This window comes from Streptomyces tauricus, assembly GCF_014650955.1.
Taxonomy (GTDB): Bacteria; Actinomycetota; Actinomycetes; order Streptomycetales; family Streptomycetaceae; genus Streptomyces; species Streptomyces tauricus.
The window spans coordinates 1-23,500 of record NZ_BMVY01000014.1 but is presented as its reverse complement, the minus strand read 5'-3'; the positions used below and the strand labels follow the sequence as shown (position 1 = coordinate 23,500).

Annotated in this window: 14 protein-coding genes and 1 pseudogene; 6 read left to right on the top strand and 9 right to left on the bottom strand. The window is 73.8% G+C overall.

The window, feature by feature from the left end; translation table 11 throughout:
* Window positions 1-16: 16 nt before the first annotated feature.
* The 3 genes from IE278_RS21890 to IE278_RS21880 all read right to left on the bottom strand — a co-directional run bounded on the left by IE278_RS21890 (window position 17) and on the right by IE278_RS21880 (window position 4,210).
* Window positions 17-589, bottom strand: coding sequence for a hypothetical protein (locus tag IE278_RS21890; RefSeq protein ID WP_189774820.1), 573 nt, complete (start codon window positions 587-589; stop codon window positions 17-19).
* 106 nt (window positions 590-695) lie between these two features.
* Window positions 696-3,281, bottom strand: coding sequence for a bifunctional FO biosynthesis protein CofGH (locus IE278_RS21885; protein WP_189774818.1), 2,586 nt, complete (start codon window positions 3,279-3,281; stop codon window positions 696-698).
* Window positions 3,282-3,361: 80 nt separating this feature from the next.
* The gene (locus tag IE278_RS21880; protein WP_189774816.1) at window positions 3,362-4,210 is read right to left on the bottom strand and encodes an LLM class F420-dependent oxidoreductase; all 849 of its coding nucleotides are present in this window, start codon (window positions 4,208-4,210) and stop codon (window positions 3,362-3,364) included.
* 215 nt (window positions 4,211-4,425) lie between these two features.
* On the opposite strand from IE278_RS21880, the gene IE278_RS21875 reads away from it, so the two are divergent.
* Entirely contained in the window at window positions 4,426-5,970 is a 1,545-nt protein-coding gene (locus IE278_RS21875) for a CehA/McbA family metallohydrolase (RefSeq protein WP_189775058.1), read from the top strand.
* Between the two features lie 71 nt (window positions 5,971-6,041).
* Here IE278_RS21875 and IE278_RS21870 read toward each other — a convergent pair whose 3' ends face one another.
* Entirely contained in the window at window positions 6,042-7,889 is a 1,848-nt protein-coding gene (locus tag IE278_RS21870; RefSeq protein ID WP_189774814.1) for a protein kinase domain-containing protein, read from the bottom strand.
* Between the two features lie 109 nt (window positions 7,890-7,998).
* Entirely contained in the window at window positions 7,999-9,576 is a 1,578-nt protein-coding gene (locus tag IE278_RS21865; RefSeq protein ID WP_189774812.1) for an alpha/beta hydrolase, read from the bottom strand.
* A 260-nt stretch (window positions 9,577-9,836) separates the two neighbouring features.
* On the opposite strand from IE278_RS21865, the gene IE278_RS21860 reads away from it, so the two are divergent.
* The 4 genes from IE278_RS21860 (at window position 9,837) to IE278_RS21845 (ending at window position 15,719) form a co-directional block, all read left to right on the top strand.
* A complete protein-coding gene (locus IE278_RS21860) occupies window positions 9,837-10,232 on the top strand; it encodes a nitroreductase/quinone reductase family protein (RefSeq protein ID WP_189774810.1) in 396 nt (131 codons plus the stop codon).
* A 468-nt stretch (window positions 10,233-10,700) separates the two neighbouring features.
* Entirely contained in the window at window positions 10,701-14,270 is a 3,570-nt protein-coding gene (locus IE278_RS21855; RefSeq protein WP_189774808.1) for a CHAT domain-containing protein, read from the top strand.
* Window positions 14,257-14,991 carry a hypothetical protein gene (locus IE278_RS21850; RefSeq protein ID WP_189774806.1) on the top strand — a complete coding sequence of 245 codons (735 nt, stop codon included), beginning with the start codon at window positions 14,257-14,259 and terminating at the stop codon, window positions 14,989-14,991. Before IE278_RS21855 ends, IE278_RS21850 begins: the two co-directional genes overlap by 14 nt.
* Window positions 14,988-15,719: an RES family NAD+ phosphorylase gene (locus IE278_RS21845; protein WP_189774804.1), complete on the top strand. Its 732-nt coding sequence runs from the start codon at window positions 14,988-14,990 to the stop codon at window positions 15,717-15,719. The genes IE278_RS21850 and IE278_RS21845 overlap by 4 nt, the downstream gene beginning before the upstream one ends.
* Window positions 15,720-15,730: 11 nt before the next feature.
* Here the strand turns inward: IE278_RS21845 and IE278_RS21840 are convergent, their stop codons facing one another.
* The 4 genes from IE278_RS21840 to IE278_RS21825 form a co-directional block, all read right to left on the bottom strand.
* Entirely contained in the window at window positions 15,731-16,351 is a 621-nt protein-coding gene (locus tag IE278_RS21840) for an FHA domain-containing protein (RefSeq protein ID WP_189774802.1), read from the bottom strand.
* On the bottom strand, window positions 16,348-18,429 hold the full coding sequence (locus tag IE278_RS21835; RefSeq protein ID WP_246570504.1) for an AAA family ATPase: 2,082 nt from the start codon (window positions 18,427-18,429) through the stop codon (window positions 16,348-16,350). Before IE278_RS21835 ends, IE278_RS21840 begins: the two co-directional genes overlap by 4 nt.
* A 61-nt stretch (window positions 18,430-18,490) precedes the next feature.
* Window positions 18,491-20,191, bottom strand: coding sequence for a hypothetical protein (locus IE278_RS21830; RefSeq protein WP_189774800.1), 1,701 nt, complete (start codon window positions 20,189-20,191; stop codon window positions 18,491-18,493).
* The gene (locus IE278_RS21825) at window positions 20,188-22,758 is read right to left on the bottom strand and encodes a protein kinase domain-containing protein (protein ID WP_189774798.1); all 2,571 of its coding nucleotides are present in this window, start codon (window positions 22,756-22,758) and stop codon (window positions 20,188-20,190) included. The genes IE278_RS21830 and IE278_RS21825 overlap by 4 nt, the downstream gene beginning before the upstream one ends.
* 355 nt (window positions 22,759-23,113) lie before the next feature.
* Between IE278_RS21825 and IE278_RS21820 the strand changes: the two are divergent.
* Window positions 23,114-23,500, top strand: a pseudogene (locus IE278_RS21820) (macro domain-containing protein); the annotation flags it as partial.

Genomic DNA, 23,500 nt, shown 5'->3' with positions numbered 1-23,500 from the left:
CGCGCCGTCACACCTGCTACTTGACGACCGCGACCGTCGTCCCCGCCGTGCCGAACTTCCACACCGCGTCCCCGTCGGCCGCCTTCATCCGGACCCCGCCCGTCGTCGCACCCGAGGCGGGCGGCGGCGGGGAGGAACCGTCGAGGGCGTTGGAGAAGGCGACGTTGACGCCGGACGCCACGGCGAAGTAGACGATGTTCTCGATCTCCACGCCGTCGCTGCCGGTCGCGGCCTCCCGTCGGGTGCCGACCGTGTACGTGCCGGGGTCCGGGCTCACCGTGCCCTGCCACACCGTGAAGGTGCGCCGGGGCGCGTCGCTCGCGTCGACCAGCCACACCCGCTTCTGGCCGAGGGAGTAGACGATCCGCCGTCCCGTGCCGGAGCCGTCCGGTACGGCGACCGGCGCGGACTCGTCGGGCGAGGCGGAGGGCTTGGCGCTGGCCGAGGGGCTCGGCTTGTCGCTCGCCGAGGCGGTGGGCTGGGGCCCGTCCCCGGCCTTGACGGCCAGGACGGCCACCAGCACGAGAGCGGCCGCGGTCAGACCGGTGACCCAGGCCCACGAGGGAAGCCGTCGGGCAGGCACGGGCACGCATCTCCTCAGCTCTGACTCACCCCGTCGGAGGGTCCGATCATCCTACTCCGACGGGGAACTCCCTCCGGAACCGGCGGCCCCGCCGGCTCCGGAGGACGGCCCGCTACTCCAGGACCGGCAGCAGCTCGGGCAGGTGCCCGTCGGAGACCGCCGCGGCCCGCTGGCGCTCGTCCGGCACCTCCCCGTACAGCGTGGTCCGCGGCTTCGCCGGGCGGCCCGCCGCCTCCGCCACCGCGATCAGGTCCTTCACGGACTTGTACGAGCCGTAACTCGACCCCGCCATCCGGGAGATGGTCTCCTCCATCAGCGTGCCGCCGAGGTCGTTGGCGCCGGAGCGCAGCATCTCGGCCGCGCCCTCCGTGCCCAGCTTCACCCAGCTGGTCTGGATGTTGGGGATGTGCGGGTGGAGCAGGAGCCGGGCCATCGCGATCACCGCGCGGTTGTCGCGGGTCGTGGGGCCGGGCCGGGCGATGCCCGCCAGGTACACGGGCGCGTTGGTGTGGATGAAGGGCAGGGTGACGAACTCCGTGAAGCCGCCGGTCTGCTGCTGGATCCGGGAGAGCGTACGGAAGTGGCCGAGCCAGTGGCGGGGCTGGTCCACATGCCCGTACATCATCGTGGAGGACGAGCGGATGCCGAGTTCGTGGGCCGTGGTGACGACCTCGATCCAGGTCGCCGTGGGGAGCTTGCCCTTGGTGAGGATCCAGCGGACCTCGTCGTCGAGGATCTCCGCGGCGGTGCCGGGGATGGAGTCGAGGCCCGCCTCCTTCGCGGCCGTCAGCCACTCGCGGATGGACATACCCGTACGGGTCGCGCCGTTGACGACCTCCATCGGTGAGAAGGCGTGCACGTGCATGCCGGGGACGCGCTCCTTCACGGCGCGCGCGATGTCGAAGTAGGCGGTGCCGGGCAGGTCGGGGTGGATGCCGCCCTGCATGCAGACCTCGACGGCCCCGACGTCCCAGGCCTGCGCGGCACGGTCGGCGACCTGGTCCAGGGAGAGCGTGTAGGCGTCCGCGTCGGTGCGGCGCTGGGCGAAGGCGCAGAACCGGCAGCCGGTGTAGCAGACGTTGGTGAAGTTGATGTTCCGCGTGACGATGTACGTGACGTCGTCGCCGACCGCCGACTTGCGGACGTCGTCGGCGATCCGGCAGAGCGCGTCCAGGGCCGGGCCGTCCGCGTGGAGCAGGGCGAGGGCCTCGTCGTCGGTGAGGCGGGTCGGATCGTCGGCGGCCGTCGCGAGGGCCCCCCGTACGTCCGTGTCGATACGGGACGGGACCATGCCGGGCGCCGCGGCCTCCCGCAGCGCGTCCCAGTCGCCGTACACGTGGTCGTAGTCCTCGCGCCGGTCGGAGGTGCGGCCCTCGGTGTCGATGGACGCGTGCAGATCCGTCCGCCCCGACGACGTGAACGCCTCCTCGGGCTCCTGCCAGGGGTGGCCCTCCACGACCGCGTCCGGCACGGCGAGCCCGGTCTCCGGGTCGGCGAGCGCCCGTACGTGCGGGAGCAGCCGCGGGTCCAGCCACGGCTCGCCGCGCCGCACGAACTCCGGGTAGACGCAGAGGCGTTCGCGCAGTTCGAAGCCCGCCTCGGCGGACTGCTCGCGGAGCAGGTCGATCTGCGGCCAGGGGCGCTCGGGGTTGACGTGGTCGATGGTCAGCGGTGAGACCCCGCCCCAGTCGTCGATCCCGGCGCCGATCAGCCGCGCGTACTCGGAGTCGACGAGGTTGGGCGGCGCCTGGAGGCAGGCGGCGGGGCCCATGATGTGCCGGGCCACGGCGACCGTCGCGATCAGCTCGTCGAGTTCGGCGTCCGGCATGCCGCGCATCGCCGTGTCCGGCTTGGCGCGGAAGTTCTGGATGATCAGTTCCTGGACGCCGTGGTAGGCACGGGAGACGCGCCGCAGCGCGAACAGGCCGTCGGCGCGCTCCTCGTACGTCTCGCCGATGCCGATCAGCAGTCCGCTGGTGAAGGGGACGGAGGAGCGGCCCGCGTCCTCCAGGACCCGCAGCCGGACCGCGGGCTCCTTGTCCGGGGAGCCGTGGTGCGGGCCGCCGGGCTCGCTCCACAGCCGGGTCGCGGTCGTCTCCAGCATCATGCCCATGCTCGGCGCGACGGGCTTGAGCCGCTGGAAGTCGGTCCACGACATGACACCCGGGTTGAGGTGGGGCAGCAGGCCCGTCTCCTCCAGGATGCGGATGGAGATGGCCCGTACGTACGCGATCGTGTCGTCGTAGCCGTGCGCGTCGAGCCATTCGCGCGCCTCGGGCCAGCGGTCCTCCGGCTTGTCGCCGAGGGTGATCAGGGCTTCCTTGCAGCCGGCCGCGGCGCCCTTGCGGGCGATGTCGAGCACCTCGTCCGGGGACATGAACATGCCGTGGCCGGCCCGGCGCAGCTTGCCCGGGACGGTCACGAACGTGCAGTAGTGGCACTTGTCCCGGCACAGCCGGGTGAGCGGGATGAAGACGCTCTTCGAGTACGTGATCACGCCGGGGCGGCCCGCCGCCGCGAGGCCCGCGTCCCGCACCCGCGCGGCGGACGTGGTCAGGTCGTCCAGGTCGGCGCCGCGCGCCTGGAGCAGCACGGCGGCCTCGGTGACGTCGAGGGCGACGCCGTCGCGGGCGCGTTTGAGCGCGCGCCGCATGGCGTTCTCGGTGGGCCCGGTTCCGGAGGTCGCGGAAGTCGTCATCCTTCGAGCATACGATCGCAGTGATCAGGCCTTACGGGTGTGCCGCGTCACAAACGGCTCACCGGCGGCGCCCCCGCGGCTCACCGGACGAACGGCGCGAACTCGTCCAGCACCCGCAGCACCTCTCCCTCACCGGCCGGCGGCAGCTGGAGGACGACCTCCTCGACGCCGAGGTCCGCGTAGTGCGCGAGCTTTCCGGCGCCGGGCAGTACGGCGTAGGGCACGACCTGGAGGTTCTCGGGCTCGCGGCCCGCCTCGGCCCAGGCGGTCCGCAGCACGGGCAGCGACTCGGTCAGGCCCCGGCCGCCGATGGGCAGCCAGCCGTCCGCGTACTCGGCGATGTGCGCGAAGAGCTTGGGGCCGGCCGCTCCCCCGATGAGCGTGCGCGGCCCGACGAGCGGACCGCGCGGCTTCTGCACGGGCTTGGGGTAGGCGTGGCTGGCCCGCACCGAGTCGAACCGGCCCTCGTACGCGGTCGGTTCGGGCGACCACAGGGCCCGCATCAGCGCCATCCGGTCGCGGCCCAGCTCCCGCCGCGTACGCCACTCGACGCCGTGGTCGGCGGCTTCCTCGACGTTCCAGCCGAAGCCGACGCCGAGGGTGAAACGGCCACCGGAGAGGTGGTCGAGGGTCGCGACCTGCTTGGCGAGGTCGATCGGGTCGTGCTGGGCGACCAGGGTGATGCCGGTGCCGAGCCCGAGGGACTCGGTGACGGCCGCCGCCTGGCCGAGGGCGACGAAGGGGTCGAGGGTGCGGCCGTACTCGGGCGGCAGTTCACCACCCGCCGGGTACGGGGTGGCCCGCTCCACGGGGATGTGGGTGTGTTCGGGCAGATAGAGCCCGGCGAAGCCGCGTTGCTCCAGCTCACGGGCGAGCCGGGTCGGAGTGATCGTCTCATCGGTGAGGAAGATCGTCACGGAGATGCGCATCCCCCATCTCTACCGGCCCGCGGTACAGCTGTCCATACCGACCGGTCGGCATTCACAGGTGCGCGTGTTCACACCGCGTCGTCCGAGTGGTCCGTTCCCGAAAGCTGCCGATCCCCTTCCCTTGCCCCGCAGTTCACGGCTGAATACGAGGCTGGCAGGCACCACACCCACGCCATCAGTGCCATGTGACTCACGACGACCTGGGGAGCAGCAGCATGTGCGAGGACGACCACAGCGGTGACCACGGCGTCGGCAGACGCGCCCTGTTCGTGACGGGGGCCGCCGCCGCGCTTACGTTGGGAAGCGTGAGCTTTCCGAGCGAAGCGGCCGACGCGGCCCAGGCCTCCGAGACCCGGACCGTCCGCGGCACCCTGCCCACCGGCTCACCGGACTTCGTGTACCTGCCCGTCGAAGTCCCCTCCGGGGTGCGGGAGATCAAGGTCGCGTACACCTACGAGCGGCCCGCCGTCCCGGCCGGCACCGCGGGCAACGCCCTGGACATCGGCATCTTCGACCAGCACGGCACCGAGCTGGGCGGCAGGGGCTTCCGGGGCTGGTCGGGCGGCGCGCGCACGGAGTTCTTCATCCGCGCGGACGACGCGACACCCGGCTACCTCCCGGGCCCGGTCCGCGAGGGCACCTGGCACATCGCGCTGGGCCCGTACACGGTGGCTCCGCAGGGCCTCGCGTACGAGGTCACCATCACGCTGACGTACGGCGAACCGGGCGAGACGGTGAAGCCCGTGTACCCGCCGTCGCGGGCCAAGGGGCGCGGGCGGGCCTGGTACCGGGGCGACTGCCATCTGCACTCCTGGTACTCGGACGGCCGCCGCACCCCCGCCGAGATCGCGGCGCTCGCGCGGGCCGCGGGCCTGGACTTCATCAACTCGTCCGAGCACAACACGCACTCCGCGCACGCCCACTGGGCCGACCAGGCGGGCCCCCACCCGGACGGCGAGCTGCTGATCCTGCTGGGCGAGGAGGTGACGACGAGGAACGGTCACGTCGTCGCGCTCGGCACGGACCCGGGCACGTTCGTCGACTGGCGCTACCGGGCCCGCGACAACCGCTTCGGCAAGTACGCGCGCCGCATCCGCCAGGCCGGCGGTCTGGTCGTCCCCGCCCACCCGCACGCCACCTGCGTCGGCTGCAACTGGAAGTTCGGCTTCGGCGAGGCGGACGCGGTCGAGGTGTGGAACGGCGCGTACGGGCCCGACGACGAGGTGTCGCTCGCCGACTGGGACAGCATGCTGGTGGCCTCCGTACGGGAGGGCCGGGGCGGCCGGGACTGGATCCCCGCGATGGGCAACAGCGACGCCCACCGCGACCCCGACCCGGTCGGCACCCCGCAGACCGTCGTCCTCGCCGACGAACTGTCCCGCGAGGCCATCCAGGAGGGCATCCGCGCCGGCCGCAGTTACGTGGCCGAGTCGAAGGCGGTGTCGCTGTCGTTCTCGGCGACCGGCCCGAAGGGCGAACACGCCGGCATCGGCGGCCGGTTGAGGGTGGACCGCGACGACCCGGTCACCGTCCGCCTGGAGGTCTCGGGCACCCCCCGCTGCACGGTCCGCTTCGTCACGGACCAGGGCGTCCTGCACACGAGCGCCGTCCTGCCGGTGGCGGGCTCCGGCACGGTGGAGTGGCGTACGACGGCCCAGTACGCGGCGTACGTGCGCGCGGAGGTGCGGCACGAGGCGGCGGCCGGGCCGTTGCCGGGGGCCCTGGCGGCGTTCACGAACCCGATCTTCCTGGGCCGGTAGGGCGCTGCTTCGCCGCCGGTTCGGTGAGGGCCGGGCCGCTGTGCTGCCCGGCCCTCACCGAACCCGGTCGCTCAGGCGGTCCCGATGCCCCGGGCCTCCGCGATGCGGGTCTGCTGCATGGACGTGAGCCGCTTGACGAAGAAGACGGCTGCCACGGCGCTCACGACTCCGGCACAGGCGGCGATCTGCATGTCGATGATGTCGGCCATGGCCTCGGAGGCGGTCTCGTTGCCGTACCAGTCACTGAAGAAGCTGTTCGCGTACGCCAGGACGTAGCCGATCCAGCACCACCACCAGGTGTGCATCAGCCATCGCCCGGCGCCCCGGGCCCGGCCCGCCGTCGCCGTCCAGATGTCGTTGGTCAGCTGCTTGGGCATGAAGAGGTTGACGCCCGGGATGAACCAGGCGCCCGCCGCCATGCCGGGCGCGAAGCGCAGGCGCACCGGCGCGAAGGCGTCGGCGTTGTTGCGCATGCGCTGGAACCAGAGCGGCCACACGATCAGCAGGGCCAGGCCCACCGCCGATTCGAAGAGGTCCAGCGCGTCCGTCGCGAGGGTCAGCACGTCGTAGTCCTGGATGACACCGGGGTTGGCGTCACCGCCCTGCGCGTCGAGCCGGAGATAGGCCTCGCCCAGGACGGCGCCCCGGATCAGCAGGGGCAGGGTGTAGAGGCCCAGCAGGAGCGACAGTCCGATGCCCAGCCCACGCGCCGAGCGGGCCGGCGGGCGTGGCGAGAAGTAGTGCGGCGGGGGCCGCAGACTGCCGGGCGGAGGGCTGCCCGCGTGCAGGCTCCCCGGCGGAGGGCTCTGCTGCCACGGGGGCGGGGACGGGTTGTGCGCGGGGTCGTACGACACGGGAGGCCCGAAACCCTGTACGGGGGCCTGCGGCGCGGGGGCCTGTGCCGAGGCGTGTGCCGGAGCCGGGGCATGAGCCTGGGCATGGGCTTGGGCCCGGGCGGCGAGCGCGTGACTCTGCGGTAGCTGCGCGCCCGGTGCGCCCTGCCGGCTCTCCGGGTCCTCGCTGTTGAGGAGCCGCACGGCGTGGCGGCCCAGCTCGGCCAGCACCTCGCCCGGCAGCCACGCGCCGCCGGTGTCCTCCATGCTCTCGATACGCGCCAGCAGCGTCTCCAGCGACGGCCGTTGGGACGGGTCCTTCGCGAGACACGAGGCGATCAGCTGGTCCCAGGGAGCGGGCACCCCCGCCAGGTCCGGTTCCTCGCTCGCGATCCGGTAGAGCAGCGAGTGGATCCCGCCCTCACCCGTGCCGAACGGCAGCTTGCCCGACGCGGTGTACGCGAGGACGGCACCGAGGCAGAAGACGTCGCTCGCGTACGTCACGCGCTCGCCGCGCACCTGCTCGGGCGACATGAAGCCGGGCGAACCGACGACCGCGCCCGTCATCGTCAGCCCGTCGGTGGACTGCATGGCCGGGTCGAGGGCACGGGCGATACCGAAGTCGATGACACGCGGCCCGTCGATCGTCACCAGGACGTTGGACGGCTTGAGGTCGCGGTGCACGAGCCCGGCACCGTGGATGGCCTGCAGCGCGCGGACGAGCCCGATACCCAGGGCCCGTACGGAGTTCGGGGGCAGCGGGCCGTACTGCTTGTCCACCACCTCGGCGAGGGAGGGACCGGCGACATAGCCGGTGGCCACCCACGGGGTCGCCGCCTCCGTGTCGGCGTCCAGGACGGGGGCCGTCCACTCGCCGCCGACCCGCTGGGCGGCCTTCACCTCCTGCGCGAAACGCCGCCTGAAGTCGGGCTTGCGGGCCAGCTGCTCCTGGACGACCTTGACCGCGACGGTACGGCCGCGGTCGGAGCGGGCCAGGTACACCCGCCCCATGCCGCCCTCGCCGAGTCTGCCGAGCAGCCGGTAATTGCCTATCCAGCCCGGATCGTCCGGGCTCAACCCGTCCATGTGTACTTCCTCTATCCCCGACACCCGCCGAATCGCCGCCGCATCGCCGCCGACGCCTTCGCAGCGAGGATAGGAGATGTGACGGCAGTGGCGTGCGTGAACCCTGGGTCTATCGGCAGTACTTGTCCCCCGCGGGCCGGTGCCCGGTGACCAAGTAGCGGGTGACGGCGCGGTCTCCGCAGGCGTTGCCGTTGCCGAGGTAGGCGTCGTGGCCGGTCGCGTCCACGGTCACCATGACGGCCCGCTGCCCCAGCGCGGCCCGGACGGCGCGGGCGCCGGAGAGGGGGGTGGCGGGGTCGCGCTCGTTCTGCACGAGCAGCACGGTGGACGGCCCGCGGTCGGTGATCCGTACGGGGGCGCTTTGCGGATGCGTCGGCCAGGCGGCGCAGGCGGTGGCGTTGCGGGGCATCCCGGCGGTGAGCGGGTACGCCGCGCGGCTGCGTGCGACTCCCTCCTCGTAGACGGCGGCCTCGGTCGGCCAGTCCCCGTCGTTGCAGAAGGTGGCGACGGCGACGGCGAGCCCGTTCTGCAGAAGGGCTTCGGGGGCGGGCTCGGGCGCGGGCGGGACCTCGCCCTTCTGCGCCGCCCGGATCAGCCGGGCCAGCGCGGGGAACTCGTCGGGCTCGTACAGCGCGTAGACCATGGTCTGGCGCAGGACATTGCCGTTCAGCTCGGCGGGATCGGCGCCCGGCCACGGGACGGGCTCGCGGTCGAGCCGCGCGGCGAGCCGCAGGAAGAGCGCCCGCACGCCGGCGGCCGTGTCGGCGAGGCGGTCCGGGTTCCCCGGCGCCGAGGCCCACTCGGCGAAGGCCGGGAAGGTGTCCTCGACCCCCGTCTCGAACGCGGCCCAGGCGCCCCGGGCGAACTGGCCGCCGCTGCGCGCTCCGGTCGCGTCCGGGTTGCTGTCCAGGACGAGCCGGTCGGTGCGGTGCGGGAACAACTCGTTGTGGACGGCGCCGGCGTAGGCCCCGTACGAGACGCCCCACGCGGACAGTTTCCGCTCACCGAGGGCGGCGCGGACGCGGTCGATGTCGCGGGCGTTGTTCGCGGTGCTGATGTGCCGGATCAGGTCGCCGCCGTTGCGCTCGCAGGCGGCGGCCGTGCGGCGGGCGGTCGCCATGTTCTCGTCGACGGACCCGTCGGCGGCGGGCCAGGGCCAGAACCGGGTCTGGGCGAGGTCGGCCCGGTCGAGTCCACAACTGACGGGCGAGGACCGCCCGACGCCGCGCGGATCGAACCCCACCAGGTCGTACGCGTCGCGCACCGCCTGCGGCAGCCGCTGCCCCTTCCCGGAGATCTCGTCGAGACTGCCACCGCCGGGACCGCCGGCGATCATCAGCAGGCTCCCGCGACGGACGGCCGGCCTCTCGGCGGGAATCCGGGACACGGCGATCCCGATCCGCGCGCTTCCCGGGTCGGCGTAGTCCAGGGGTACGTGGACGGTGGCGCACTTCTGCCGGGGGTCGAGGCCGCTTCCTTCACACGGGCCCCAGGTGAGGGGGGTGTGGGAGGCGAGGGAGGTGTGGGGATCGGCGGTCGCGGCCGGTGCGGCCCGTGTGGCAGACGCGGCTGTCGCGGCCGGTGCGGCTGTCACGGCCGGTGCGGCTGTCGCGGCGACAGGCAGGGTCAGCCCGAGGAGCACACCGGAGGCGCCGAGGAGGGCGGTCTTCCGCTTGGTCTTCATCATGCTGATGAGCTTCACGGACGGGGTCCGACGGGCCCATCCGGCCAACTGGCCTGTCGGACGGGCGGTTTCCCGCACCGGGGCCGCGCGTGCTTGACGTCGTGGGGACCATGGTTCTGCCGCCGGAGAAGGGCCGCAGGCTCCTCCACGGCATCACCCGACACCTGGGAAGGGACTCGCGATGACCACCGGCGTACGGCAGAAGTCGTCCCCCGGCGCCCTCGGGGCGCCGTCCGGCGTGCGCAGGGAGAGGTGGGGCCGGTATGCCGCGTGATCGAGACGTCAAGTTCCGGGTCGTCACCGCGGTTCAGCGCTATGTGGCGAACCCGTTGTCCCGCCGGCTGCCGTTCCAGACGCTGGTCGAGACGACCGGGCGTACCTCCGGGCTGCCCCGGCGGACACCGGTCGGAGGGCGGCGGGTCGGGCGGGAGTTCTGGTTCGTCTCCGAGTACGGCGAGAAGTCGCAGTACGTGCGGAACATCCGGGCCGATCCGAAGGTCCGCGTCCGCGTCGGCGGGCGCTGGCACCACGGCACCGCCCAGCTGTTGCCGGATGACGATCCGCGCGCCCGGCTGGCGTCCCTGCCCCGCATGAACAGCACGGCCGTCCGCCTCTTCGGGAAGGACCTGCTGACCGTACGGGTCGATCTGACCGACTGACCCGCCGCCGGAGGTGAGGAGGGGGTGGCCGCGGGCCCTGGGTCTCCCCCGGTCCGTAACCCAGGACGGCGCGGACACCCCCTTGCACGATGGTGGGTCCCGCCCATGTCGCCCGCTGCCCCCCAGTCCGGTTGTTTACCGGCTGGTACGGCTGAAATACGGCTGAAAGCACCTCACGGCCCTCCGTCCGACGCCACCATATGGGGCGAACGGGATCCGGGGGAGGCGCGCGTGACGGTGAGCGGGACGCAGGGAAGTGCCGGGGGAACGGGTGGCACGGGGGAGACGTCAGGGGGAGCTGATACCGAGGCGGCCGCGGGGGCAGGGTGCGGCGGGGAGGGGTCGGGAGGGCTGTTCGAACGGGCCGTCGCACTCGGTCGGGAGTGGGCCGCCGTCGGTGCGGGGCCCGGCGCGGGCAGCGGAGCGGAGGCATCCCCGCCCCGACCCGATCCCGGCACGACCGACCGCATGCTGCGGGAACTGGCCGAAGCCGAACCGGCCGTAGGGGAACGCGAACGCGCGGCCCTGCGGATGGCACGCGGAAGCCTGCTGGGGCTGCGCCATCTGGCCGGCGGGGCCGCGGCGCCCGCCGAGGAGCGGGCCGAGGCGATCTCGCTGCTCCGGGAGGCCCGGGTCGCGGCGGTCCCCGTCACGGAGCGGGAGATACGGTCCCGCGAGGCCGTACTCCGGCTGCTGATCCGGCTGTTGATACCCGACCTCCCCACGCTCGGCGGACCGGGGCGTGGCCGTACGGACTTCACCGAGATGATGAAGGTCGGGGCCGCCTACCTCACACCCGGCGGGCCCATGAGGGACGACTTCACCGAGGTCGTGACGCTGCTGGAGGAGCTCGCCGAGACGGCCGATCCCGCGTCCCGGCCGGAACTTGAGCGCTGGACCCAGACCATGCGCATGCTGAGCGGCGTGGCCGGCGACCGGACCTCGATGCTCGAACTGGGCGAGCGGATGGACGCGTTCGGGGCGATGCCGCCCCACCTCGCGTCGGTCATGGGCGCCGCCATGGAACTCCTCAGGGCGATGCCCGACGACGACCCGGCCGCCACTTCCGCCTCCGCCTCCGCTTCCACTTCCACCTCCGCCTCTGCTTCCGGCTCCGCGTCCGCGTCCGCGCCCGCCGCCGCCCCTGACCTGCACCACGCGGACGAGTTGCTGCCGATCATGGAACTGATGGCGCCCGGCTTCCTGGGGCCGGACGAACTGCAGCAGGCCGCCGCGGACCTGCCGCGTGGCACCTGGCAGGAGCAGATCACCGCCGGTCTGATCAGCATGGGCATCGGACTGCGCGAGGGCGACGCGGAGCGGCTGGTGGAGGCGGGCGAGCCGCTGCTGGAGGCGTTCCGCGACGGGGACGTCCCCAACGGGGTGTCCCCCGTCCTGCTCGCCGGCCTGCTGTCGGGCTCCGCGCTGATCGGCGGCAACCGCGAGGACACGGCGGGCATGTACCGGCTGCTCACCGAGAGCTTCGGCCGCGGAGACGTCGTACGCCACATGCCGCCCGGCCCGATGGGCAGGGAACTGGCCGACTCCGGGCGGGCCCTGCTGCTCCATCAGCGCATGACCGAGGCGGACGACGACGACCTCGACACGTTCGACGACATCGCCGACGTCCTGCTGGACATGCGCCGTGAGCTGACCGGGCACGACAGTTCGGCGACGCTCGTCCTGTTCACCCTCGGCGCGCTGCAACTGCGCCGGGCCATGGCCATCGGGCGTGCGGGCAGGGCGGTGGGACCGCCGATGCGGCGGGCGCTGATGTATCTGCGGGAGGCGCAGGAGCACCCCGGCACGCCGGTCGCCCTGCGCGGCGTCATGGCCTCGGCCGGAACCGTGATCAACGCGCTGGAGCAGTACGTCGACCCGTCCTCCAGGACCGTCCTCGCGGAGATCGACCAGGTCCACGCCTCCCTCGGCGGCACGGCCGTCTTCGCCGACCAGGACATCCGCACCCGGCTCGGCATGGCGCTCGCCCTCACCGTCGAGCACGAGCGCCACCGCGATCCGGCCGCGCTCGACGCCGCGCTGCGCGAGATGGAGAGCGCCCGCGCGGCGATCACCGACCGCACCGGCTGCGCCACCGCACAGGAGGTCTACCGGCAACTGGCCCAGCTCCATCGCGCCCGCGGCGCGCCCGGCGACACCGCACGGGCGCTGGAGGCGACCGAACGGCTGCTGGAGAAGGTCGCCGAGGACGTGCTGCTGCAGGTCGGCGCCGAGCACGGGCTCGCGGCGGCCCGGGTCGCCGCCGACTGGGGCGTGAAAGCGGCCTCCTGGGCGGCGGAGGCGGGCGACGCGGCCACGGCGCTGCGGGTCCTGGAAGCCGGGCGCGCGCTGGTGCTCCGGGCTCTGGCGGCCTCCGCCGGTGTGCCCGAGCAGTTGGAGGCGCACGGCGAGCACGAACTCGCCGCGCGGTGGCGGGAGGCGGCGCGCTCCGGCGAGTCCCGCCCTGCCGCTCCCGGCGACCCCGCCCAGACCCCGGACACGCTCATCCCCAGCACCCTGCGCCGCCGTGCCCTGAGCGCCCTGAGCGCACTGAGCACCCCGCGGCTGCGCACGACGCCGGACGGAGCGGCGGGCGGCGAGGCGGCGGACGGAGTACCGGGCGAGGCAGCCCACGAAGCAGCGGGCGAGGCGGCGGGCGGGCCGGACTGGAGCCTTGTCGCCGATACGGCACAGCGCGTCGGCGTGGACGCGGTCGTCCATCTCCTCGTGGCGGACGGGCCAGGACCCGGGTGGGGCCTGGTCGTACGGCCCGGCATGGCGCCCCTTCCGCTGCCGCTGCCCGGACTGGCCGCGACGGAGCGCGGCCCGCTGGAGCGCTACCTCGACGCCGCCCGCGACCGCTCCCTGCTCACCGCGCCCGGCGTCTCCGTCACGGCGGAAGGGCGCGCCGAGGCGGTCGCGGCCTGGGAGGCGGCCCTGGAGGAGCTGTGCGACTGGGCGGGAGCGGCCGTGATGGGGCCGGTCCTCGACGTCGTACGGCCAGGTCGGCCCGCGCGGCCCGAGGACCCGGTGCGGCTGGTGCTGCTGCCCGCCGGGAACCTCGGATCCGTGCCCTGGCACGCGGCGCGGCTCGGCGGGCCCGCCGGATCGGTGCGGGAGCGGGACGTGTACGTCGTCGACCACGCCGTCGTCAGTTACGCGGCGTCGGGCGCGGAGTTCCTGCGGTCCGCCGCGCGCGCCCGGCTGCCCGTGGCCGCCGCGCCCGTCCTGGTGGCGGACCCGCGGGCGACCCTGCCGTACGCGGAGCACGAGATCGACGGGCTGCGGACGTCCTTCTACCGGGACGCCCGCTGCTACGGCTACTTCGTGCGCAACATGTGGGACGTCGACGGCACCCCCGGCGAACTGCTGCCGCTGCTGCCCGGCGGTACGGGCGAGCGGCCCGCCACGCTCGTCCAGCTCAGCGTGCACGGGTTCGCCGGCGGCCGGCCCACCGTCTCGGGACTCCTCCTGCACACACCCCGCCGCACGAAGACCGACGGCAACGACGACACCGACAACGAGGGCAACGGCGCGCAAGCGAGGGACGGGGACGATCCGGGGGTCCTCACCGTCCGGCAGTTGCTGGGGGCGTACGACCCCGACGACCGGAACACGGCCGGCCCGCTGGTGGTGCTCAGCGCCTGCGAGACGGACCTCAGCTCCCGCGACCACGACGAGGCCCTCACCCTCACCACCGCCTTCGTGGCGTGTGGGGCCGCGGACGTGATCGGCTCCAAGTGGGGCCTGGACGACGCGAGTGCGGCCGTCCTGATGTACGTCGTCCACCACTTCCTCGCCGAGGGCGCGGACCCCGCGCTGGCCCTGCGCAGCACCCAGCTGTGGGCACTCGATCCCGCCACCCGACCCCGACTGCCCGGCCTCCCGCGGCCACTGGCCGCCCGTGTCGGGCTCGACACGCCGCTGCCCGTGGCGGCCTGGGGCCCCTTCATCCACCAAGGCAGTCCCGCACCCGCACAGGGCCGCGCCCCCGGCCGGGCCGGCCGACACGGAGGGAACACCGTTGAACACCGATGAGCTGCTGGCTCTGCTCGTCCGCCACCGCGAGGACCTCAGGCGATGGCTGGACGACGACCAGTACCGCACCTTCCTGACCATGCTGGAGCGGCTGCGCGAGGCGGGCACCGACCCCGAGCGGGTCGCCATGGCCACCATGGCCGTCGTCCGCTCCCTGTGGCCCGTGCCCGACGACGCCGGCGAACTGGCCCGCGCGGTGCACCTCCACGGCCGTTCGGTCGCCGTGACCGCCGTCGTGCCGTCCCAGGACGCGGTGCTCGCGGCCCTGGAGGCGCTGTACGCGGCACCTTCGTCGACGCCGCCAGGACCTCGACGCGAACCCGAACCCGAACCCGGGCCCGAACCCACGGCGGAACCCGCGACCGTCGCCGCCGTCGTCGCGGCGGCGAAGCGGCGGCTGCTCGCCGAGCCCTCGCGTGCCGCGGCCCCCGTCGGAAGCCCGTCCGCCGGGTCGGAGCCCGCCGACGTCATCGTGCTGGCCGACCCGGAGAGCGGCCCCCGCAGCCCGGACTTCCAGTTCGATCCGGGTACCGGGCGACCGCGGGACATCGTCGTACGCGTCAACCGCATCCTCCTCGCCGACCGCGACCCGTGGGGCGCCGCCGACTGGTGGCTGGGCGGGAACTCCTGGCTGGGCGGCCGGCCCGCCGCGCTGATCGGACAGATCCCGGACGAGCGGCTCGCGGACGCCGCCCTGGCTCTCATGGAGGAAGGCCGATGACGCGGCAGCTTCCCCCGGAGGTCGCCATGGCGCCCCGGACCACGGTCCTTCCCGCCGGCACCCCGCTGTGGCGCTGTCACCGCAGCGACTACCGGGCGACCGCCTTCAAGAAGGTCGAGGCGCACACCCTGTTCGGCGGCAGCCGCTTCGACTGCACGGCCGACGACTCGTACCCCTACCTGTACGCCACCCTCGAACCCACCACGGCCCTGGCGGAAGTACTGCTCAGGTCCATGGACTTCGACCCGGTGCTCGGCAGCAGGATCGTGCCGTGGGCGCAGGCGAGCCGGTACACGCTGACACGGGTCGTCACCACGGCCGAGCTGACGCTCGTCTCGCTGCGGGCCGAGGAGGACCTGGCGGCCGTGTGCCAGGACAGCTGGCTGCTCGACTCCGAACCGGACGACTACCCCCGGACCCGCTACTGGGCCCAGGAGCTCCGGCGGCAGGCCAAGGACGCGCAGGGGCTGCTCTGGCAGTCGCGGCGGCACCGGCCGCGCGAGGCGGTGGTGCTGTTCGGGGACCGGTGCGGCGACGAACCGCTGGCGAGCGGTACGGCGGCGGCGTCGGCGTCGGACAGGGCGGATGCGGCCGATACGGCGGTGGACACGACGGCCGCCTACGACCTCTCCACGCCCGCGGGCCGTGACGAGGCGAACCGGCTGCTGGCTCCCCTGCGTGCCGTGATCATGCCCCCGCAGGACCGAGAACCGGGCCCGCGGGACTGAGTAAGGGGGGTCTACGCGTCGGGCTCGACCGTCAGCAGCGTGAACGCGAAATGGCGGCCGAGCCCGACGACGTCCCCGTCGCGCAGGGGGACCCGGGCACCCCGTTCGATCCGCTCACCGTTGACGTACGTGCCGTTCGTCGTGCCGCTCGGGTGCTCCGTCAGCCACACCGAGCCGTCGGGGGTCAGCTCGACGGTCGCGTGGCGGCGGGAGACCCCCCGGCCGTTGTCGTCGGAGAGGTCGACCGCCAGGGCCTGGCCCCAGACCGGATGGCGGCCCAGCCGGAGCGGGGGGCCCGCGCCGAACCGGCGGTCGATCGACGCCCCGGGGCTGATCAGCCGCAGGTGCCGGGTCGACTCCTGGCACTCGGGACAGGCGGACGACCCGGCGGGCACACCCTCACCGCAGGACCAGCAGGGGCGGGACGGCGGCGCGGGTGGCGGGGGTGCGGGTGGCGGGGGTGCGGGTGGAGGGGGTGCGGGTGGAGGGGGCCCTGACGACGGAGGGAAGTTCCCGTCCGGCAGGAAGGGCGGCCCCTCGTCCAGGTCGTCGAACTCGGGCAGGTCCCCGTCGTCCGCCAGCCCTTTGTCCACATGGCGCGGGGCACCGCCGGAGCCGTCGTGCGAGCTCACGGGGCGGTCGCCCGCTGCGGGGGCACCGCCCCGTCCGCCGACGCGTGCAGGTCCAGTTCGACCCCGCCGTCCTCGTGGATCGTGACCTTCGAGACGGTGACCGTCGTGCCCTCGGCCAGCGTGCCGAGGTCGAACACCCCGCGTGCCAGCGGGTTGATGAGGTGGGTCTCCAGTTTCATGCCGATGCCCCGGCCGCCGTTGCGCAGGTTCTCGGTGCAGACGTCGGCGAGGACCTTCCTGGCCCCGGCCAGTACCTCCAGCCGCAGGCCGCCCTGGCGTTCCATATGACCGATGATGTTGTCCAGCTGCCCCTGGAAGATCTCCTGCGCGGTGGTCTCGCCGATGTACTGGAAGACGACGACGTTGCCGCCGAGCCGGTTCAGCAGCTCCGGCCGCTGCAAGGAGTGCTCGAAGTAGTGGCGTACGTTGTCCAGGATGTCCTGTTCGAACGCCGCGCGCTCCTCCGGTGTGGCGGGCAGGGGGCCGGTCGACCAGTCGTTCCCCGCCGGTGAGGGCTGGGGGCGGCCGTCCGGGCCCGGGGGGCCGTGGACGCCCAGGTTCGAGGTGAAGATGAGGACGCACTCGCTGAAGTACGTCGTCACTCCCTGGCCGTCCGTCAGCCGCCCGTCCTCCAGGACCTGGAGGAACTTGTCGAGGACGCCCCGGTCGGCCTTCTCGATCTCGTCGAAGAGCACGACACGGAACGGGTCCTCGCGCACCGCACGGGTCAGTTCGCCGCCCGCCTCGTAGCCGACGTAGCCGGGCGGGGCGCCCACCAGCCGGTCCGCCGAGTGGGGGGCCGAGAACTCGCTCATGTCGAAGCGCAGACAGGAGTCCTCCGAGCCGAACAGGGTGGTGGCCACCGCCTTCGCCAGCTCCGTCTTGCCGGTGCCGGTCGGCCCCGCGAAGAACAGCACCCCGCGCGGCCGGTGCACGCTCGCGGCGGACGCCTGGGCGCCGGACAGGCCGAGCGCGGCCCGCTTCAGCACGTCCAGGGTCTGGGTCACCGCCTTCTCCTGGCCCCGTACCCGCCGGCCGATGGCGGCCTCGCCGTCCCGGATGCTGTCGGCCACCGCGCCGCCCGTCCACGGGTTGCGGCTGACGCCCAACTCGTAGATGCGTACAGCCTGTTCCATGCGGTCGAAGGGGATCTTCGAGGCGCGGGCCAGCCGCATGCTCTCCCGCATGGCGCGCAGGGTGAGCCCGGTGGCCGCTCGCGCGAACCGCTCGGTCTCCTCGGCCGTCGGATCCTCCCGGACGCCCCGGTTGACCAGGGGGCCCACGTCCAGGCCGGGAACCGTCTCGGGTACGCCGGCCCGCTCGGCGAGCAGTTTCGCCATCCGGCGCCGCTGGCCGAGGTCCGGCACGGGCACGCCGATGCTGCGTACCCGTACACCGCTCGTGACCAGCCAGGCGGGCAGGTCCCGTTCGCCGTCCGCGAGCCAGATGACCGGGTTGAACAGGGCGCGGCCCGACTTGGGGCGGACGAAGGGCCGCGCCTCCTGGGCGATCTTCAGACAGCGCAGGAAGAACGTCCGCTCGTCGTCGCTGAGCTGGTTGACCTGGGTGGGGATGCGCGAGGCGTAGTCGACGATCAGGGCGGCGGGCAGCGGCTGCTGGTAGTCCTCGTAGCGCGGGTCGTCCTGCCGGGGGCCGGGCCGCTCACCGGCCCAGCCCTGCGCGAACGACTCCAGGACCTTGGCCATCTGCTCGGTGTCCGGCTCGTCGGAACGGCCCGGCACTTTACGGGTGTTGCGCTGCAGCAGCGTGTTCATGCCGTCCTCGTCGCCGCTGTGGACGACGCTGAAGCCCCCCACCGCGTCGTAGCGCAGCAGACTGTTGTACCCGGCGCGCCGCAGCGGATCCCACAGCAGCTCCTCCAGGCCCAGGGCCCGGTACCGGCGGCGGCCGTCGGTGAGGTCGTCGGCGACCACGTAGTCGTCACGGATGTTCCCGTGCAGCACGTACTGGGAGTGGACGCTGAGCGTGTGGACCAGTTCCGCCGCGAAGGGCGGCGGGGTGGTCCGGGTCACGCGCAGCTCGTCGAGCGGTGAGACGAAGGAAGAGCTACTGGCCAAGGGTCGGTCCTCCGGAGCGGCGGGGAAGGTCTGTCGGGCGGTCGATGTCCATCAATGTCTGTCAATGTCCGTCGCGCTGCCGGTGCTTGGGCTGCTGGGGCGGACGGCGGCGGGCCCGGCCGGCCTGCGCGGGCCGTCCTGCCGGTGCCGCCTTCTTCCCGGCCGCGCTTCCGGTCGCGTCCTCAGCCGCATGGGTGCGGAAGGCGTCGGTGAGGCCCGGGGCCGGCTCGCCCATGAGGACCCCGCTCTCGGTCCAGGCGAACTCGGCCCGCACGCCCTCCACCTCGCTGAGCGGCCCGAGCTCGTCGACGTACGCGGAGCTCTCCGCGCACCGCTCGGCGTCCAGCGCCTGCCGGTGCCGTACGACGTCGGGGTCGGCGGCCTCCTCCGCGGTGAGCGGGCGGCGCATGGTGAGTACGCGGGCCTGGCCGGAGGCGTTGAGCCGGACCCGTAGCCAGTACTGGCCGCCCCAGGCCGCGGGCGCGAAGTCCCAGTGCTCGGCGTCGGCCCGGGCGTGCACCGACCCCTCCCCCCACTGCTCGGTCGCCCGGCGGAGTGCCGCCACCAGGTACGCCCGGTGCAGCAGGGCGGAACGCACCGCGAGGGCCTGCTCGACGAGCCGCTGGTCCGCCGCCGACGCGGGCACACCGTCCCGCAGGACACGCTCCAGTACGTCCACGGCGGCGGGCGCCTGCGGCAGGGGGTCGACGCCCTCCGGCGCGGGGGCCCGGAGCGCCTGCAGACGCAGCGCGGCGTCCCGGCGGGCCTCTTCGGACCGGCGGGCCCGGGCCGACTCGTTGTGCGCGATGATCGCGGCCTCGTCGAGGTAGCGCCGTACCGCCCGGGGCCGCCGGGTCACCGCCCGCCGGGCCTCCAGCAGACAGTCGTCGATCAGTTCCCGGCTCTCGGAGGAGAACGCCAGCGGCAGACCGGCCAGCAGGCGGGCGCCCTCGTCCAGGACGTCCTCCTCGGTGAGCGCGGTGGCCGGGGGCGTGTCCGGGGCGGTCCCGGCGCGGGAGGCCGTGTCGGCGGCGGACCCGGGGGCCGCGCCGCCCTCGGCGTACTCCAGGAGCGCCCTGCGGCGCTCCTCGCGCAGCCGGTCGTACCAGTCGGCGCGCTCCGGGTCCTCCGTGTGCTGGAACGGCAGCCGCGCGGTGGCCCGGGACGCGCGCTGGGCCTCCACCCGGCGCAGGGCCCGCTCGGTCGCGGCGAGCCGCTTCCACAGCAGGTCGAGCGGGACGCCGACCGGCTGCACCGGGACGGGCAGCGGCGGGTCGCCGGGGCCTGTGGGTCCCAGGCCCAGGACCGTGATCCGGGCGTTCAGGCCGGCCGCTGCCTCGGCCGCGCGCCGCCAGCACTCGCTGCCGTTCTCCAGCGACATCTGGCGGTGGGCGAGGGCTTCCTGGTCGGCGGCGACCTTGTTGTTGAAGGCGGCGAGTGCCACGGTGCCGCGTACCGCGAGGCGGGCGACGAGCAACGCCCCGCTGAGGTCGGCGAGGCCGAGGAGCGCGGGTACGACCAGGTCGTGCACCTGGTCCGCGGCGACGTCCAGCGAGTGGTCGACGGCGCGGCCGACGGCTTCACCCGCGTGGGTCGCCCCGTCGGACACCGCGCCCGTCACATCCGTGACGCCGCTGGTGTCCGGCATGGACAGGCCCGACACATCAGGCTGGGCCGCGTACCCGTATCCGGACCCGTACCCGGACGCGGAGACGTCCGGGACCACGGCGTAGAGATCGGTACCGGCGTACGCATTACTCACGCCACTCCTCCAGAACGGGAATCGGACCGGGCACCGGGTCGGGATCCGGACGGGGACAGAGGGGCGGAAGGGTGCCGGGAAGGGCCGCGCGCGCCGGGGACACCGGGGAGGGGTCCGGCGCCGGTGCCGGTGCCGTCGCCGTGGCCGGTGCCGTCACCGGACCCCGGCCCGGACCCGGGTCCGGGTCCGGGTCCGGGTCCGGGTCCGGGCCACGCAACCGGTCGCGTGTCGGGCCCGAGCGGCTGGGCCGTCAGAGGGTTGTTGCGGTGGGCCTCCGTGCGGTAGCGGTGCCAGGATCTTGTGCGTAGGGCCGCCGAGATCAGCAGCGCCAGTACCGTCGCCAGCGGCCAGATCCACACCGCCAGTACGAACGTGCCGACCACCGTGCCCAGGGCGACCGCCGCGGTCAGGCCGGCCCACAGATACCGCCGCCACCCCCGCACCGTGATCCGGCGCGTCACCGGCAGGGCCCGGCGGGTGAGCACGCCCATCACCGAGTACCGCGGGTGGTACAGATGGCCGACGTACCACGCGGTCCAGCACTCGATGGCCAGCAGCGCCGCCAGCGACGGGACGCTCAGCAGCCAGGCCACGAGCACGGTGGACTGCGGCGCGACGGCGTACACGTCCGCCACGCCCACGACGAAGGCGTGCGGGAAGAACAGCAGGAGCGCGCCGCCGGCCGCCCGGCCCAGCATCACGGGCAGTTCCAACTGCCGCCGGATCAGCCGCTGCTGCCGTGAGCGGGTGTCCATGGCCGCGAGCTGCCGGAGGTTCTCCCGGTCCAGCCGGATCCGCCGGGCCTGCTCCCGCGCCAGGGGCAGCAGCCGCAGCGTGAGCAGCAGCGTGACGGGATCGTCGGTGTCCTCGGCCAGGCGCAGGAACCAGGGCACCTGCGCGGGCAGGGCGAGCACCGCGTCCCGCAGTTCCATGCGCAGCGGCCGGGCGACCGTGGCCGGGTCGACGGCCAGTTGGAGGAGTTGGGCGAGGAGGAGCGGCCCGTCGGCGGTCGCGGCGCGCAAACCCCCGCGGTCCTCGGCGAGTTCGGGGATCTGCGGCAGCCGGGCGACGGCCGCCCGCCACCGCTCGCCGTAACGGTTCCAGCGGTCGTCGACATGTGCCAGTTCCGCGCCGCCGCGCCAGGTGGCCAGCCGGGGCAGCAGTCGGCCCTCGCGCAGTTCGGTGAGCACGGAGACGCACTCCCGGTCCCCGGCCGCCGCCCGCCGTGCGAAGAGCAGCAGGTGGCCCATGCCGAGGGGGAGGTCGCGGTAGCCCGGCTCCTGCCGTGGGGCCAGCCAGTGGACCAGGTCGATCAGGGTCGCCGGCTTCGGCTTGCGCTTCAGCGCCTCCAGCAGTGCGTCGAGGGCGGCGGCGCGGTCGTCGTCCGCCGTGGGACGGAAGTGGCCGAGCCACGCGCACAGCCGTTCGCGCTCCTTCCCCTTGGCGAGCCGGCGGGCCATGGCCGCCCAGTCGGCGGCGAACTCCGCGCCCAGTTCGGACGGATGGACGCACACCCGGCCCGCGTGCTCGAAGCGCGGTGCGTCGGGCGGCGGCGCCGTCGGCTCCTCCCCCGTCGTACCGGCGCGCGGCCCGGGCCCCGCGCGTACGACCCGGGGGCTGCGGTGCGCCAGCCAGTCCGCGACCTCCTTCGTGCCCCAGCGGTCCTCGTGACGCCAGGTCAGCAGCCCCTCGCACAGCAGGCGCAGCCGCGGGTCGCCGATGCCGGAGAGGTCGATGTCGCCGTCCTGGACCGCGTCCATGATCGAGGCGCCCTCGCGGTGCGGGACCGGATGCCGGCCGAGCGCGGCCTCGGCGACGACGATCCCGAACGACCACCAGTCGTCCTGCGGCCGCACGGTCTGGATCCGGAGCTGCGCCTGCGGCGACATGTATCCGGGCGTCCCGGCCCAGCCGCCGCCCGTGTCGCGCGGGGAGTCGGCCAGGGAGATGCCGAAGTCGATGAGCACGACGCTCCCGGGCCGCCCGTACTCGGTGAGGACGAGGTTGGACGGCTTCACGTCCCGGTGCACCACGCCCGCCTCGTGCAGCGCGGTCAGCGCGCCGTGCACCCGTACCACCAGCGCCCGGACGGCGTCGGAGGACAAGGGGCCCGCGTGGCCGCGCAGTTGGGTGGCGAGATCGGTGTTGCCGTGCGAGGGCAGCACGTGGAAGGGCGCCCCGCGGTCCGCGCCCACCTCCGGGACGTACGACAGCCCCGCGTGCAGGGGCCGGGACAGCCGCCGGGTGACCTCCGGGTCGGGAGCCGCGTCGGGGTGGTACCACTTCACGATCCGCTCGGGCTCCGCCGTGCCGGGCTCCCGGCCGCCGACCCGGAACACGGCCGCCCGCAGTTCGGCGGAGCGTCCCTCCTCCGCGACGCGGTGCACCGTCCGCTCCTCCTGCCGCGGCAACCGCTCGCGGGTCCGGAACCGGTGGGCCAGCGAGGGCGGCAGCTCGATCGGGGCGCCGCGGGGATCGGGCGCGGCCATACCGCTGACGGGATGGTCGGGCTCGACGAAGGTCGGCGGAGCGGGGTCGCCGGCGTCGTCACCGCAAGGAAAGGCCATGGAATTCACCTGCGCACGGAAAAGAGGGCCCGGCGATACCGGAGTGGACGCGTGAAGGGCAAGACAGAGGCAGCGGACGTATCGGAAAACGCCCCGCGATGAATGCGGCGATCCGGAAACGATCACCTTGAAGAAATTGAAGGCAGTGAAGGCAGTGAAGGAACTGCCGGCATGGAAGGCGTCGAGGGCGTGGCTCGGCGCAGGAAGAGGCCTGGACCGGAAGAGTAGCGGGACCCGCACCGCGCGCACCGGGAAACGGTGAAATTCGCGGGACATACCGAGAACGCGACACCATCCGCCCCGTCCTTTCCGAAGGCCGGGTGCCCGCGGTGCGCGCACGGCTATGTTGACCGGCATGAACGGCATGAACGGCTTGAACGGCACGAACCCTGATGGGCTGCCCGATCGCGCCGCCCTCGTACGGGAGTTGCGGCAGCTTCGCCGCGGTGGCCTGCCCGCACTCCATGCGCTGGTGCCCGAGGCGCTGCGCGCCGTCACGCTGCACGCCGGGTACGCCGCCGGCGAGGACGACCTGGCCGACGGGGCGGAGCGGCTGCTGGTCGCCGCCGCCGAGCGGCTCGGCGCCGACGACCTGATAGGCCGCGCCGCCCAGTACACCTTCGGGCTGCTGCCCGGCCGCCGCGGCGACCCGGCGGCGGACCGTCGGCGGGCGGCCGCCCGGGTGTACGGGGTGACCGACGAGCGCTTCCGGCACAGCCAGGAACGCCAGGTCGTCGAGCAG